The sequence below is a fragment of the Pseudoalteromonas sp. SG45-1 genome (assembly GCF_014164135.1).
GTDB classification, from domain to species: domain Bacteria; phylum Pseudomonadota; class Gammaproteobacteria; order Enterobacterales; family Alteromonadaceae; genus Pseudoalteromonas; species Pseudoalteromonas distincta.
On record NZ_JACJEP010000001.1, the window covers coordinates 290212 to 306113 of the forward strand.

The following is a 15902-nucleotide window of genomic DNA, read 5'->3' on the forward strand; positions in this document are numbered from 1 at the left end:
CCTAAACATACCCATTAATTAAGCAATTAGATTATTTAATAGGTAACACCATGCGTTTAGATAGATTTACAAGTAAATTTCAATCTGCGCTTTCTGATGCGCAATCGCTAGCCCTTGGCCGCGACCATCAATTTATTGAACCCGTACATTTAATGTATTCACTACTGCAGCAAAGCGGCTCCAGTGTGCGCGCGTTATTTGCACAAACGGGGGTCAGCGCAGATGAACTTAACACCAAGCTTTCTCAAGAAATAGAAAAACTATTTAAAGTAGAAGGTGTAGGTGGCGACGTGCAGCTATCAAATAATATGGCTTCACTTATTAACCTATGTGACAAGTATGCGCAAAAACGCAAAGACAAATACATTTCAAGTGAATTGTTTGTACTGGCAGCATGCGACGATAAAGGTCCACTTGGCGATATATTCAGATCGTTAAATATTACCTCCACTAAAATTGAAACAGCAATTAAAGCGATTCGTGGTAGTCAAAAAGTTGATGACCCAAATGCCGAAGAAACACGCCAAGCGCTTGAAAAGTACACGATTGATCTAACTGAGCGAGCAGAGCAAGGTAAGCTTGACCCTGTTATTGGTCGTGATGACGAAATTCGCCGCACGATTCAAGTATTACAGCGCCGTACTAAAAATAACCCTGTATTAATCGGTGAGCCAGGTGTTGGTAAAACAGCAATAGCAGAAGGTTTAGCACAGCGTATTATTAATGGTGAAGTACCTGAAGGATTAAAAAACAAACGTGTTTTATCGCTTGATTTAGGAGCACTAGTTGCGGGCGCTAAATATCGCGGTGAATTTGAAGAGCGTTTAAAATCAGTGTTAAACGAATTGGCTAAAGAAGAGGGCCAAGTCATTTTATTTATTGATGAAATACACACTATTGTGGGTGCAGGCAAAAGTGATGGCGCAATGGATGCGGGTAATATGCTAAAACCTGCTTTAGCACGCGGTGAGTTACACTGTGTTGGCGCAACCACGCTTGATGAATACCGTAAATATATAGAGAAAGACGCAGCACTTGAGCGTCGATTCCAAAAGGTACTCATTGAAGAGCCGTCGGTTGAAGATACCATTGCAATATTGCGTGGCTTAAAAGAGCGATATGAGCTACATCATTCAGTAGAAATTACTGATCCCGCGATAGTTGCTGCGGCGCAGTTATCTCACCGCTACATTAGCGATCGTCAGTTACCAGATAAAGCAATTGATTTAATTGACGAAGCGGGTTCTTCAATTCGATTACAAATTGATTCAAAACCAGAGTCGTTAGATAAGCTTGAGCGTCGTATTATCCAATTAAAATTAGAAGATAATGCACTTGCTAAAGAAAAAGATGAGGCGAGTCAAAAACGTCGCACTGAAATGCAAGAGTTGATCACCGACCTTGATGGGCAATATCGTGAACTAGACGAAATTTGGAATGCTGAAAAAGCATCGCTTCAAGGTACACAAGTAATTAAAGCCGAACTTGAACAAGCAAGATTAGATTTAGATGTAGCGCGAAGAGCAAGTGATTTACAGCGTATGTCAGAGCTGCAATATGGGCGAATTCCAGAGCTTGAACGAAAACTTGATTTAGCCTCACAAGCTGAAATGCAAGAAATGACTCTGCTTAAGAACCAAGTAGGTGAGGATGAAATTGCTGAAATTTTATCTCGCTGGACAGGTATTCCTGTTGCAAGAATGCTACAAGGTGAGCGTGAAAAGCTGCTGCAAATGGAAGATAAGTTACACAGTAAAGTAATAGGGCAAGATGAAGCGGTCGTTGCTGTTGCTAACGCAATACGACGCTCACGTGCAGGACTTGCAGATCCTAATCGCCCAATTGGTTCTTTCTTGTTTTTAGGTCCAACAGGTGTGGGTAAAACCGAGCTTACAAAAGCACTGGCAGGTTTTATGTTTGATACCGAAGATGCCATGGTACGTATCGACATGTCTGAGTTTATGGAAAAGCACTCAGTTGCACGCCTAGTGGGCGCACCTCCAGGTTATGTGGGTTATGAAGAGGGCGGTTATTTAACAGAAGCTGTTCGTCGTAAACCTTACTCAGTTATATTGCTTGATGAAATAGAAAAAGCACACCCAGATGTGTTTAACATTTTACTGCAAGTGTTAGATGATGGCCGATTAACTGACGGACAAGGTAGAACCGTTGATTTTAAAAATACTGTTATTATCATGACATCAAATTTAGGCTCAGATATTATCCAAGAACAAGCGGGGAATAATGACTATACGACCCTTAAAGCTAAAGTAATGGAAGTATTGATTAATGAGTTTAGACCTGAGTTTATTAACCGTATTGACGAGACTGTTGTATTCCACCCGTTAGCAAACGAGCATATAAAAGAAATAGCTGATATTCAGTTAATGAAATTACGTGAGCGTTTAACAGAGATGGGGTATCTGCTTGAAATAAGCGATGCTGCACTTGAGCGAATTGCAGCAAGTGGGTTTGATCCTGTGTACGGTGCACGCCCGCTTAAGCGTGCTATTCAGCAAACGATTGAAAATCCGCTAGCACAAAAGCTACTTAATGGGGACTACATACCAGGTAGCGTGATTGTTATTGATGCAAATGACGACTCTTTGGTATTTACCAAACGCTGATTGTAAATAATTAAACTCTAAAGCCGCTGAAATAGCGGCTTTTTTATGTTTGTTAAACTTTAAAGGTTAGTAATAAATCATTCACTCTACGTGAGCCTTCAACAAGCTCAGCTGCACCTTTTGCCACATTAAAGCTTAAACTTAAGTTGTTATCGCCAAAATCTTTAATTTGCGAAACATTATTACTAATGTCGTTACTAACCATTTGTTGCTCTTCTGCAGCGGATGATATTTGTATTGCCAAGTGAGATATTTCACTGATTTGGATAAAAATATCCTCTAATTCAACTTGGGTTTTATCGGTTGTCAAAACACAGTTATCGGCTTGTGCTTTAGTGCTTTGCATTACTTTGGACCAGCTAAATAAAGTGTCTTGTATTTCTTTAATAGAACTATGGATTTGTGTCGTAGCATTTTGAGTGCGTGACGAAAGAGTCCTTACCTCATCGGCGACTACAGCAAAGCCTCGACCATGTTCTCCCGCTCTAGCTGCTTCAATCGCTGCATTAAGAGCAAGTAAGTTAGTTTGATCGGCAATTCCTTCTATTTCACTCATTACCTTACCAATTTTATCTGCTTCAGAGGCTAAGCTGGTGGCTGTATTTGCAGCTTGTTCTACTTGAGAAGCTAAGTCAGATACCATTTTACTATTATCAGCAATGTGGTCTTTTATCTCTGAGCAACTTTGATGGGTGTTATTCACTTTATCCGCTGTTTGAGCGGTATTTACTGATATTTCACCAATAGTAGAACTCATTTGAGTCATCGCTGATGCAATTTGTTCTAAACGCTCACCTTGAGAAGAAATCCCTTTTTCGGTGAGTGTTGATTGTTTGTCTAAATCAGTTGCGATGCCATTAAAGCTTAATGTTGAGTCTTTCATACGGCCAAGGACGGTGCGCAATTTTGCACTTAGCATTTGCTCTCTATAATCACTTACACTGTGCGGTGTATGGCCGCTGTAAATATAACGAGAGATTGAATCGGCTTTTGCTTTTTGTTCGCGTAATATTTTAGGGGTAACAATGAGTTCGTCATAATTTAGCACAATAACTAAAGCACAAATAAATAGGCTAATTGCAGCAATGGTGATTGATGCCGCAACAGCAATAAAAATCAGCCAAAATAATAGGCTTATAAAAGTAAGGCTTTGTCTTATTGTGGTGTGTTCTCGTAGTTTAAATAATGACTTGTTGGTATTTATTTTGTTGTAAAGTGTTTGTGCACGTTGCTTAAGTTGAGAGTTTGCTTTGGTTCTTACAGATTGATAACCAACAAGTCGGCCATGTTCAAAAATGGGGGTTACAAAGGCATCTACCCAGTAATAGCGGCCATCTTTACAGCGGTTTTTAACCATACCGCGCCACGAGTGTTCTTGTTTTAATGTTGCCCACATTTCTTTAAAGGCTGCTTTTGGCATATCAGGGTGGCGAACAATATTATGATGCTGACCGATAAGCTCTTGTGCGCTATATCCTGCTACAGCACAAAACGCTTGATTGACGTATGTTATTACACCTTTAAGATCAGTAGTGGAAACCAGCTCTTGTGATTCATCAAAGTATACTTCTTCATTTTTTAAGCTTTTATCATTGTGCATTGTATTTATTATCATCCTTTATTGTTGCAGTCATTATATTGCTTACACTCTACAAAGCAAAAAATAGCGTCCTTCCTTCTATGCTCATAAGACTAATAATTGTATTTATTGATCTAGATCAAGTTTAAATACCGGACAGCTAAAGCGAACTGATTTTGCATAAGTTCCGGTCTATTACTTTAAGCTGATATTTTACTTATTTGATTTATAGTTAAATACGTATTTAAAGCATTTGTATAATGCACATAGCAATGGCAATATTACGACTTAATATAATGATGTTGGTCATATTAAGCGCATGTATAAAGTGGGGAAATAATTATTAAATTTGAAAAGTTATATAGTTCTTAGCAATTTATACCAGTTGCATTAAATAAGTGATCTATTATAGCGCTAAGAAAATAGCACAATAGCAAGGCGAAAATTATGGCATATAGTTGTTCTATATGAATAATTTTTAACGCAGTGAGTGCGCTATTTAATGCGATACAATGATCATATTTTCAATAAAAATTGGTATTAATCTTGAGTCTAAGTAATTAGTCCCCATAACCTTATGATTAAGCCACGTGGCCCGAGGAAAGATTTTTTGACAACACATGATTTAGCTAACGCACTTGAAGCGTTATCAGTAAATGAGCACCAACATGCAGTTAAAGGCATTAAACGTGGCATAGAGCGAGAGTCGCTGAGAATACAAGAGAATGGTGCTATATCACCTAAAGGCCACCCAGAAGGGGTGGGCAGTGCATTAACTAATGGCCATATCACAACTGATTTTTCTGAATCTTTACTTGAATTTATTACTCCAGTTAGTGAGTCGTCAACGCAAACTCTTAAGCAATTAAAAGATCTTCAAAAGTTCACTCTAGAAAAGATGGACGATGAACTGCTTTGGCCTATTAGTATGCCATGCTTTATTGAACACCAAGATGATATTGTTTTAGCTCAATTTGGTAGTTCAAATACTGGTCAAATGAAAACACTATACCGTGAAGGATTAAAAAATCGTTACGGAAGTATGATGCAAGCAATTGCAGGTGTTCACTTTAATATTTCATTCCCAGATACGCTTTGGCAATCGCTTCATTCGTTACAACAAAGTAATGCAAGCCTTCAAGATTTTATTTCAGAAGGTTATTTAGCGCTTATTCGTAACTTTAAACGCGAACTATGGCTAATAAGTTATATGTTTGGCGCATCGCCAGCATTGTGTAACTCATTTTTACAAGGTCGAAAAACCGATTTACCATTTAAAAAACTAGGTAAAGGTACACTTTACTTAGAAGTTGGTACGGCACTGCGTTTAGGCAATTTAGGTTATACAAATAGCGCTCAGTCGTCACTACGCGTAATGTATAACTCGTTAGATGAATATGTAGCAGGCCTTAAAAAAGCAATCAACACACCATCAGAAATTTATGGTGATCTTGATGACTATAAGAGTGAAAACCCTAAGCAGTTAAATAAAAATATTCTGCAGATTGAAAACGAATTTTACTCGCCAATTCGTCCTAAGCGTAATGCTAAAAGTGGCGAAACGCCAACAGATGCACTGCTTCGAGCAGGCATTGAATACGTAGAAATTCGCGCATTAGACGTTAATCCGTTTAGCGAAGTTGGTATTGATATTGAGCAAATTCACTTTTTAGATGTGTTTTTAACGTATTGTTTATTAAAAGATTCAGCTCCAATGGATTGGAAAGAACAAGCACGCAGTACTGAAAATCTCGACACAGTAGTCAATCAAGGTCGAGAAGAAGGGCTAATGCTTAACTTTAATAACACACAGCGTAGTCTTCAGTCGTGGGGCGATGAAATATTTACCCAGCTCACTGATGTCGCTAAATGGATGGATAATGCTTATGGTGTTAATTATTACTCCGATACTATAAAGCGCATGGCAACGTGGGTGCATAATCCAGAGCTTACTTATTCTGGACGTTACGTGTCGCAATTAAAAGAGTCTGGTTTAGACAACGGTCACTTTGCACTAGCACTGGCTAATAAATACAAACAAAGCCACGCAGACACTGATTACAGTGAGTTTTTAAAGCCTTGGCTGGAACAACAAGTTGTAGAGTCTAACGAAGCACAAACTGCAATTGAGCAAGCAGATACTCAGTCATTTACCGCCTTTTTAGATGCGTATTTTGGCGGTAAATAATCTTAATACTTAGTAAAATTTAAGCAAAAAAAACGCAGCCTAAGTAGGCTGCGTAAATATATATTCAGGGATGAACTAATGCTGTACTGCTGCATTCATTGAGTCAGACCCACACTTTTTAGAAAAGTTCTGTGAGATCTTAGAAAAATGAAAAAAAATGCAATTATTTTATCTCTTGCCATTACTTTAGCTGGTTGTGCTACAGCCCCTCCAAAACAACCTAACGATCTATGTAAAATCTTTGAAGAAAAACCTGATTGGTATTTTGACGCAAAAGATGCGCAAGAAAAATGGGGTTCTCCTAAGCATGTACTCATGAGTATGATGTACCAGGAAAGCTCATTTAAGCATGATGCCGCTCCGCCTATGGAGTACTTCTTATGGATAATTCCAACCGGTCGCGCAAGTGATGCTTATGGTTACTCACAGGCTAAAACACCAACATGGTCAGATTATATTCGTGAAACAGGCAACAATGGTGCTGATAGAGACGACTTTGACGATGCAATCGACTTTATGGCGTGGTTTGTTTATAAAACGCATAAAGTAAATAAAATCTCTAAATGGGATGCTTACGCACAATACCTTAATTATCATGAAGGTTGGGGTGGCTATAAGCGTGGCACATATAAAAAGAAAAAGTGGTTAATGGGTGTAGCAAATAAAGTTAAACACAGAGCGAGCCGTTATGGCGCGCAATTAAAGCGCTGTGAAGACGAGCTTGATAAAGGTTGGTTTGAACGTCTTATATTTGGCTAGAGAGTTATTAATGGATGTATAAAAGGAGCCAATCGGCTCCTTTTTTTACTTAGCGAGAACGCTTATTAGGCTGAATCTTCACCTGTTTTATCATATTCTCTTTTACTTCAAGTACTTCAATAGGGTAGCCCGCAATACGTAGACTAATATTTGCATCGGGAATATCTTCTAAGTATTCAACAATTAAACCACTCAAAGTTTTTGGGCCGTCTAGTGGGAAATCCCAACCCATCTCTTTATTTAAATCGCGTACGTTAGCGCCGCCATCTACAATACAAGAGCCATCAGTTTGAGTTTCTACTTCTTCGCTTGGCGTACGAGTTTGTGTAGTTGTAAAATCGCCAACAACTTCTTCTAAAATATCTTCAAGCGTTACTAATCCTTGAATATCGCCATACTCGTCTACTACTAAGCCAATACGCTCTTTAGACTGCTGAAACTTTAACAGCTGAGTGTTAAGTGATGTTCCCTCTGGGATAAAGTAAATTTCGCGTACAGCACGCAGCAACGATGGTTTATCAAATTGCTCTTTTGTAAGTAGACGAAGTGCATCTCGAGAGTGAATAAAACCTACTGCGTCATCTATATTGTCGCGATACAACAACACGCGAGTATGTTGTGCATGGGTAAGCTGGCGACTAATTAGTTTCCAATCATCATTAATATCAATAGCCACAATTTCGTTACGTGGGATCATGATATCTTCAACGGTTACTTGCTCTAAATCTAAAATTGAGGTCAGCATACTTTGATGGCGAGCAGGGATAAGTGCGCCTGACTCATTGAGCACTGTTTTTAATTCTTCTTTGCTCATGCTGTGCTCGTCGATTTGAGCGGCACTAATACCAAATAATCGCAATATCCCGTTGGTCATCCAGTTAACGATAACAACAAAAGGAAAAAGAATTTTTAGTAACCCTTTAAGTATTATTGAGCTTGGAAAAGCAACTTTTTCAGGATAGAGGGCAGCAAGAGTTTTAGGTGTTACTTCGGCAAATATAAGCACGACTAAAGTTAACACACCCGTAGCGATAGCAATACCAAGGTCACCGTAAAGGCGAATACCTATAATGGTAGCAACTTGAGCTGCAGCTATATTGACAAGATTATTGCCAATTAAGATTAAACCGATGAGCCTATCTGGACGGCTAAGTAATTTACTGACTCGTTTAGCTGCACGATGATCCTCTTTAGCGAGGTGTCGCAGGCGTATACGATTGATTGACATAATTCCGGTTTCTGAACCAGAAAAATAAGCAGAAAAAAGCACCAAAAAACCTAAAATGATAAATAGGGTACTTGTCGATATGTCGTCCAACGATGGATCCTTTTCTTATAAATCAATGAGTATTAAGCTAGAGTGAGCAAGCAGAGTCAAGTTAAAACTTATTTAGTATCACTTCTTGTATGAAACGGCTGCCAAAATATGCGAGTGTGAGGACAAATGCAGCGACCATGATCGTAATAACCACAGGTTTACCGCGCCAACCCTTTTTCATATGCCCGATGGCTACAATGGCAAAAATAGCCCACGCAACTAACGACAATATCGTTTTATGAATGAACTCTTTAGCAAACATCCCATCAAGAAATACAAACCCCGAGAGTAATGCGAACGTGAGTAATATGGTGCCTAAATTAAGGAGTTGGTAAAGCTGGCGCTCAACAACCATCAAAGGCGGAAGGTGACTATGCACAATTGCTAAATCTTTACGTTTTAAACGTTTATCAATAAAGTAGAATTGTACACCATATAAAGTAGCAATAATTAAAATACAGTAGGCCAATAGGGATAAGGAAATGTGTGTTACTAAGCCAACCTCAATATTAATGCTTTGCAGTAAAATATGATGAGGAATAAATAAACTGGCAATTGTAAGTAAAGCACCAAAACCATAAACAACGGGCAATAATAAAGTGGCAGGGAACTTTAGCGACACAGCTGTTACTGAAACTACAATAACCCAGCATGTTAAAAGGGAGACGTTTACAATACTTAAGTCTTGACCGTCGGATCTAAAAACAGAGTTAACTAACAGCAGCATATGCGCCACTATAGCAACCGTGCTCAATATGACGGTTACCTTTTGGCTAGGGCCTTGTTGATGAAACAGGCGTGAGAGCACGTGAGACGTTGCTAACACATAAAATAAACTGGCAATAATAGTTAAACTAATAATCAGCATTGTGCTTGGGCCACTTAATTTGAGACAAAATAATCCTTGTTGTTATATAGCCATTGTATTTTATAGCAAAGCAAATGCATAGACCTTAAAAAAAGAAACTCAACAAGGTGCACTTGAACACTGTATTGTAAGACGCCATATACGGTATACTACTTTTAATTGAAACTTAATAAGTCAATCCTGGTTAATTGAAAATCAAACTAACCGTAAAATTTTAATGGATTGATATAAACGTCTTATCGGAACCGTTACATGTTTGAGAACCTCCAAGAACGATTAGGTAAAACCTTAAAAAATATCAGTGGCCGTGGCCGTCTGACTGAAGACAACATAAAAGACACACTTCGCGAAGTGCGTATGGCATTTTTAGAAGCCGATGTGGCACTGCCTGTTGTTCGCGAGTTTGTAAAACAAGTTAAAGAACGTGCAGTTGGGGTTGAAGTTACAAAAAGCTTAAGCCCAGGCCAAGTATTTATAAAAATAGTGCGTGAAGAACTAGAAAAAGCAATGGGTGAGGCCAATGAAGAGCTAAGCCTAAATGCACAACCGCCAGCCGTTGTTATGGTAGCGGGTCTGCAAGGTGCGGGTAAAACCACCAGTGTAGCTAAGCTTGCTAAGTTTTTAAAAGAACGCAAAAAGAAATCAGTGCTTGTAGTAAGTGCCGATGTTTATCGCCCTGCTGCGATTAAACAGCTAGAAACGCTTGCTACAGAAGTTGACGTTGATTTCTTTCCAAGTGATATTTCGCAAAAGCCAGTGGATATTGCAAACGCTGCAATTTCTCATGCTAAAAAGAAATTTATAGATGTAGTACTTGTTGATACCGCAGGTCGTTTACATGTTGACAGCAACATGATGGACGAGATTAAAGATCTTCACAAAGCAATCAACCCAATTGAAACTTTATTCGTTGTTGATGCAATGACGGGTCAAGATGCGGCAAATACAGCTAAAGCATTTGACGAAGCCCTGCCACTAACCGGTGTAATATTAACAAAAACCGATGGTGATGCACGTGGTGGTGCTGCTTTATCTATTCGTCATATCACAGGCAAACCAATTAAATTTATGGGTGTGGGTGAGCGTACTGACGCACTTGAGCCTTTTCATCCAGACCGTATAGCGTCGCGTATTTTAGGTATGGGTGATGTACTTTCATTAATCGAAGAAGTCGAAATGAAAGTAGATAAAGAGCAAGCTGCCAAAGTTGCTGAAAAAGTATTTAAAGGTGCCGGTTTTACCCTTGACGACTTTGCTGATCAATTAAAGCAAATGAAAAATATGGGTGGCATGATGTCGATGCTTGATAAGCTCCCTGGTATGTCTAACTTACCAGATGCTGTTAAAGGCCAAATGGGTGACAAAACATTTATCCAAATGGAAGCTATTATTAGCTCAATGACTAAAAAAGAGCGCGCACGTCCAGAAATCATTAAAGGTTCGCGTAAAAAACGCATAGCTGCTGGCTCTGGTACACAAGTACAAGAGATTAATAAGTTGCTTAAGCAGTTTACGCAAATGCAAAAAATGATGAAAAAGATGAAAGGTAAAGGCGGCATGACTAAAATGATGCGTGGTATGAAAGGCATGTTACCACCTGGGATGATGGGTGGCGGTGGTCCTAAGTTTTAAAAAATACTTTTGAGTTATTTTTTAAAATAATAGCGAATCATATTTAAAGGAGCAAATAGCTCCTTTTTTGTTGAATAAATTATGCATGTAATACACCTTTAACCCTAATTTGTCGTTGAGATCACGGTTTAACCTACTAAACTGTCTTTTTGCTTCACTTCTTGCTTGCGTTATTGCCAAAAACTCGTACAATTCCCCAGCTCCCCATTCTGGGGAGTAAATCTTATTAATGAAAACAGTCAATCTTTATAGAGGACGGTATGGTAACTATTCGTTTGCAACGTGGTGGCGCTAAAAAACGCCCTTTCTATCAAATTGTGGTTGCGGATAGCCGTTTCTCGCGTGACGGTCGCTTCATCGAGAAAGTAGGCTTTTTTAACCCAATTGCTTCAGGTCAAGAAGAAAAAATTCGTTTAGATTTACCACGTGTTGAACACTGGGTAGGTCAGGGCGCATCTCTTTCAGATCGCGTAGCTAAGTTAGTAAAAGACGCTCGTAAAGCGGCTTAATAGGCGTAAGTGTAACCATGAGTCAAGAGAACACCTCATCAATAATTGTCGTAGGAAAGCTCGGTGCCCCATATGGTATAAAGGGCTGGCTTAAGGTACATTCATTTACTGATGATCCCGTAGGGATCTTCGATTTCAGCCCGTGGTTGATAGGGCAGCAAGGTAAATGGCAGTCCTTAGAAGTGGTCGACTGGCGTCGCCACAACAAAGGCTTTATCGCTAAATTTGCGCAGATAAACGACCGAGACGAAGCAATGGCTTATACCCATGCTGAAATCTCAATGGATGCAGCGCATTTACCAGAACTTCCGCAAGGTGAGTTCTATTGGCGAGATCTCATTGGCATGTCTGTTGTAACCGATAAAGGTTATAGCTTAGGCATTGTTGATGACCTTATGGAGACAGGGTCAAATGACGTACTAGTTGTGAAAGCAAACAGTAAAGACGCATTTGGTCAAGCTGAACGTTTGATTCCTTTTTTAACTGATTCAGTTATTAAAGAAGTTAAATACGACGCAAGAGAAATTACCGTAGATTGGGACCCAGGGTTTTAATGACGCAAACTAGTTCATTATGGGTAGGGGTGATAAGCCTTTTTCCAGACATGTTTGACGCTATTACAGACCAAGGTGTTACCGGTCGCGCAGTAAAAAATGGTTTAATTGATTTTAACTGTTGGAATCCGCGAGACTACGCTTTAGATAAGCATAGAACCGTAGATGACCGTCCTTACGGGGGCGGACCAGGTATGTTAATGATGGTTGAGCCATTAAAAAAAGCGATTGCCGAAGCTAAAAAAGCAGCTGGTGATGGCGCTAAAGTAATTTATATGTCCCCGCAAGGGCGCAAACTTGATCAGCAGGGCGCTAGCGAACTCGCTAACTCTAATAAACTGATTTTGATTGCCGGTCGCTATGAAGGTATAGATGAGAGAATAATAGAATCATATGTTGACGAAGAATGGTCAATTGGTGATTTTATTTTGAGTGGTGGTGAACTACCTGCCATGACATTAATTGACGCAGTAGCGCGATTAGTGCCAGGTGTGTTAGGTCATAACCAGTCAGCAGAACAAGATTCGTTTTCAGATGGCTTGTTAGATTGTCCACACTATACACGACCAGAAACATTGGACGACAAACAGGTTCCTGCTGTATTACTCAGTGGAAACCACCAAGAGATAGCAAAGTGGCGGCTTAAGCAGTCATTAGGTAGAACTTGGTTACGACGTCCTGACTTGTTGCATAACCTAGCTCTGACTGAGGAGCAAGCGGTATTACTCGCAGAATTTCAGCAAGAGTACCAAAAAGCTTGTGGCTAGAAGACAGTTACACCTAGGAAAGTGAGAAACATAATGGCAAAAGTAAACCAAAATATTATTAAAGCGCTTGAAGATGAGCAGCTTAAAACAGACGTTCCTGCATTTGGCCCTGGTGATACAGTGGTTGTACAGGTAAAAGTAAAAGAAGGTGCTAAAGAGCGTCTACAGGCCTTTGAAGGTGTTGTAATCGCTAAGCGTAATCGTGGTCTTCACTCAGCATTCACAGTTCGTAAAATCTCGAACGGTGAAGGTGTTGAGCGTGTATTCCAAACGCACAGCCCTCTTATTGATAGCGTAGCAGTTAAGCGTCGCGGTGCAGTTCGCCGTGCTAAGCTTTACTACCTACGTGAGCGTTCTGGTAAATCTGCACGTATTAGAGAAAAACTTAACTAATACGCGCTGTTTATCAACGCAAAAAAACGGGTTGCATCCTTCGGGTTGCAACCCGTTTTGGTTTTAGAATATTATTATCTCAATTCTCAATTCTCAATTCTCAATTCTCAATTATCAATTATCAATTATCAATTATCAATTCTTATTTCCTTATTAGTAAAATTTAAGCTTTAGCCTTTTATCAATTAGCTGATCCTGTTAGTATTTATCGTATTGATTAGTTTACTTTTATGTAAATTTATATTTACGTTATTTGTTTTTTAAGGTGGTATGAACGTGGCTGACATAAGTGATTTAGCACAGCTGAGAGAAGGTATAGATGAATGCGACGCACAACTTGTTGCCTTACTTGCTAAACGTAATGGTATTACGCAAAAAATTGGTGAGATAAAACAACAAACAGGCGCGCCTTTGCATGCACCTAATCGTGAAGCAGAGCTATTAGCGGCAAGAAGACAAGAAGCAATAAATCAAAATGTAAGCCCCGATCTAGTTGAAGATATACTAAGACGCATGATGCGAGAAGCCTATCAAAACCAACAAGCAAAACTTGCATGTGCAGCGCCAGAGCTTTCGCCAATTGTTATTGTAGGTGGTCAAGGTGCTATGGGGCAGCTATTTGCTCAGCAGTTTATTCGCTCAGGTTACGAAGTTAAAGTTTTAGATAAAGATCAGCAAAACGATGCGCAAAATATTTTAAAAGGTGCCAAGCTGGTAATGATTAGCGTACCAATTAATGCATTGGACGCAGTAGTTGCTAAGTTACCTAAACTAGATGATGACTGTTTACTAGTTGATATTACATCGGTAAAGCAATCGCCTATTAAAGCACTAAAAGCTGCGCACAGTGGCCCTGTGGTTGGTTTGCATCCTATGTTTGGCCCTGACATATCACATTGGGTAAAACAAACGGTCGTTGTATGTGAAGGGCGAGAGCACCAAGCGGCAAAAGGCTTGTTACAGCAGTTACAAGTATGGGGTTGTCAGCTTGTTGAGCTTGATGCTAAAAAGCACGACGAAGCAATGCAAATTATTCAGGTAATGCGCCATTTAACAACATTTGTGTACGGACAGTTTTTAGCAAAACAAAGTCATACACTAGAAGAGTTACGTAGTTGCTCGTCACCTATTTATCAATTAGAGCTGATGATGGTAGGGCGTTTATTTGCACAGTCGCCGGAGTTGTACTCAGATATTATGTTAGCGCAATTCGATGATGTAGAGAGCCTACTCGCACAGTACCAAGACACTTTTGCAAGTACATTGGAAAAATTAAAAGCAGGAGATAAAGCAGCGCTTATTGATTCCTTTGCACAGGCGAAAGTTTACTTTTCTGATTCAACAGAGCACTTTTTAACACAAAGCCGAAGCTTATTAAATAAAGCGAATGATTCAAAAGTTTTAGACTAATACTTGTCACTTTTTACTAAAAAGGGCCGATATCGGCCCTTTTTAATTATGAAAGTGTGTATTAGGTATTAACGCTTACTGCCTGTAATGACTCGCTTTGATAGCAGCCTAAAATACGCACATATTGGGTGTGTTCTTTAAGCTCTTCTAGCGCTTCTTTTACTTGGCTATCAGCTAAGTTTGCTTCAAGATCTACATAAAATACTTCTTCCCACGGATTGCCCGGAGTTGGGCGCGACTCAAGTTTTACTAAATTAATCTTATGCTGTTTAAAAATCATCAACGCATCGGCTAGTGAGCCCGCTTGCTGTTTTGTCGACATGATTAAACTAGTTTTAGTTGGAATTTGGTTAGACACTTGCAGAGGTTTACGCGCAACAACAATAAAGCGGCTATGGTTTTCGCTTTGATTAGCAAGATTTGATTTGATGACTTCAAGGCCGACATTTTTTCCTGCTTGTGCAGAGCCAATTGCAGCACTATTTGGTGTGTTTAGAGCTGATTGTAATGCGCTTGATGTAGAGTCACATGTTTCGTGTTGTAAATCACCTAAGCCCTGTAAAAAACGGCTGCACTGTGCAAATGGTTGTGGGTGTGCAAATACTTTTGTTAGTTGGCTAAGTTCAGTATCAGGGTTTGCGAGTAAGCAATGCTCTACACTGTGAGTGACTTCTCCAACAATAGAGACTTGTGCGTGCTGTAATAAGTCAAATACTTCGTTAATGCTACCAGAGCTTGTGTTTTCAATCGGTAATAAACCAAAATCAGCTTGGCCGTTTTCTACTTTACCTGTTATTTCGTCAAACGATGTACAGCCAATTTCAATTAATTTACCAGGGCGGCGACTAAAGTATTTATGACATGCAAGCTGGCTATAAGAACCCTGACCACCTAAGTAAGTTACACGGTGTGTTTCACTCAGTGCGTCTGGATTAAGGTTTTTTTGTAACATTGCTTGTTGGTGTAAAACTGAATCTTCCAAAATAGTTTGAAACACATTATTTACGTAGTAAGCATCTAAACCCAGTGACTTACCATAACCAATTAATTTTTCTAGAAGCGCGAGTTCACGTGCTTCATCGCGAATTGGCTTGTTGTTGGCGATTTTATATTCAACCACACCGTGGCTAATGCGACGACGTTTAGCTAATAACACGAGTAGGTCGGAGTCTATTTCATTTATATCGTGTCTTAGTGCATTTAATACATCATTTGTCATTTTGGTATCCTCATTCCAAAAGTAGGCTGTTATTACACAGCAAAAACAAAAAAGCCTCCCGGTTGGGAGGCTTTACTAT

The 15902-nt window shown here is 39.4% G+C and carries 13 protein-coding genes and 1 other annotated feature (1 of these 14 running past the window's edge); of the genes, 9 read left to right on the top strand and 4 right to left on the bottom strand.

Annotated features, from left to right (window positions below; translation table 11 throughout):
* The first annotated feature begins 50 nt into the window (after nucleotides 1–50).
* Entirely contained in the window at nucleotides 51–2627 is a 2577-nt protein-coding gene (gene clpB / locus H5117_RS01270) for an ATP-dependent chaperone ClpB (RefSeq protein WP_182735991.1), read from the top strand.
* Nucleotides 2628–2679: 52 nt separating this feature from the next.
* Here clpB and H5117_RS01275 read toward each other — a convergent pair whose 3' ends face one another.
* Entirely contained in the window at nucleotides 2680–4227 is a 1548-nt protein-coding gene (locus tag H5117_RS01275) for a methyl-accepting chemotaxis protein (RefSeq protein ID WP_182724992.1), read from the bottom strand.
* 589 nt (nucleotides 4228–4816) lie between these two features.
* Between H5117_RS01275 and gshA the strand changes: the two genes are divergently transcribed.
* Both gshA and H5117_RS01285 read left to right on the top strand, forming a co-directional pair.
* Nucleotides 4817–6394, top strand: a complete 1578-nt coding sequence (gene gshA, locus H5117_RS01280; RefSeq protein WP_182735992.1) for a glutamate--cysteine ligase — start codon at nucleotides 4817–4819, stop codon at nucleotides 6392–6394.
* 147 nt (nucleotides 6395–6541) lie between these two features.
* Nucleotides 6542–7153, top strand: a complete 612-nt coding sequence (locus H5117_RS01285) for a transglycosylase SLT domain-containing protein (RefSeq protein WP_002962200.1) — start codon at nucleotides 6542–6544, stop codon at nucleotides 7151–7153.
* Nucleotides 7154–7202: 49 nt separating this feature from the next.
* Here H5117_RS01285 and H5117_RS01290 read toward each other — a convergent pair whose 3' ends face one another.
* Both H5117_RS01290 and H5117_RS01295 read right to left on the bottom strand, forming a co-directional pair.
* Nucleotides 7203–8471 carry an HlyC/CorC family transporter gene (locus H5117_RS01290; protein WP_002962198.1) on the bottom strand — a complete coding sequence of 423 codons (1269 nt, stop codon included), beginning with the start codon at nucleotides 8469–8471 and terminating at the stop codon, nucleotides 7203–7205.
* A 61-nt stretch (nucleotides 8472–8532) separates the two neighbouring features.
* Complete coding sequence (locus H5117_RS01295; protein ID WP_002962197.1) at nucleotides 8533–9339, bottom strand: inner membrane protein YpjD; 807 nt, start codon at nucleotides 9337–9339, stop codon at nucleotides 8533–8535.
* A gap of 252 nt (nucleotides 9340–9591) precedes the next feature.
* Between H5117_RS01295 and ffh the strand changes: the two genes are divergently transcribed.
* The 6 genes from ffh to tyrA all read left to right on the top strand — a co-directional run bounded on the left by ffh (nucleotide 9592) and on the right by tyrA (nucleotide 14604).
* Entirely contained in the window at nucleotides 9592–10971 is a 1380-nt protein-coding gene (gene ffh / locus H5117_RS01300) for a signal recognition particle protein (protein WP_002962194.1), read from the top strand.
* 260 nt (nucleotides 10972–11231) lie between these two features.
* Nucleotides 11232–11480: a 30S ribosomal protein S16 gene (gene rpsP, locus H5117_RS01305; RefSeq protein WP_002962192.1), complete on the top strand. Its 249-nt coding sequence runs from the start codon at nucleotides 11232–11234 to the stop codon at nucleotides 11478–11480.
* Between the two features lie 17 nt (nucleotides 11481–11497).
* Complete coding sequence (rimM, locus tag H5117_RS01310; protein ID WP_024596584.1) at nucleotides 11498–12034, top strand: ribosome maturation factor RimM; 537 nt, start codon at nucleotides 11498–11500, stop codon at nucleotides 12032–12034.
* Nucleotides 12034–12801 carry a tRNA (guanosine(37)-N1)-methyltransferase TrmD gene (gene trmD / locus H5117_RS01315; RefSeq protein ID WP_002962190.1) on the top strand — a complete coding sequence of 256 codons (768 nt, stop codon included), beginning with the start codon at nucleotides 12034–12036 and terminating at the stop codon, nucleotides 12799–12801. The genes rimM and trmD overlap by 1 nt, the downstream gene beginning before the upstream one ends.
* Before the next feature lie 33 nt (nucleotides 12802–12834).
* Entirely contained in the window at nucleotides 12835–13194 is a 360-nt protein-coding gene (gene rplS, locus H5117_RS01320; protein WP_002962189.1) for a 50S ribosomal protein L19, read from the top strand.
* Nucleotides 13195–13470: 276 nt separating this feature from the next.
* Complete coding sequence (gene tyrA, locus H5117_RS01325; RefSeq protein WP_002962944.1) at nucleotides 13471–14604, top strand: bifunctional chorismate mutase/prephenate dehydrogenase; 1134 nt, start codon at nucleotides 13471–13473, stop codon at nucleotides 14602–14604.
* A 61-nt stretch (nucleotides 14605–14665) separates the two neighbouring features.
* Here the strand turns inward: tyrA and H5117_RS01330 are convergent, their stop codons facing one another.
* A complete protein-coding gene (locus H5117_RS01330; protein ID WP_002962945.1) occupies nucleotides 14666–15823 on the bottom strand; it encodes a chorismate mutase in 1158 nt (385 codons plus the stop codon).
* 44 nt (nucleotides 15824–15867) lie between these two features.
* Nucleotides 15868–15902, bottom strand: a sequence feature (Phe leader region) (it continues 83 nt past the right edge of the window).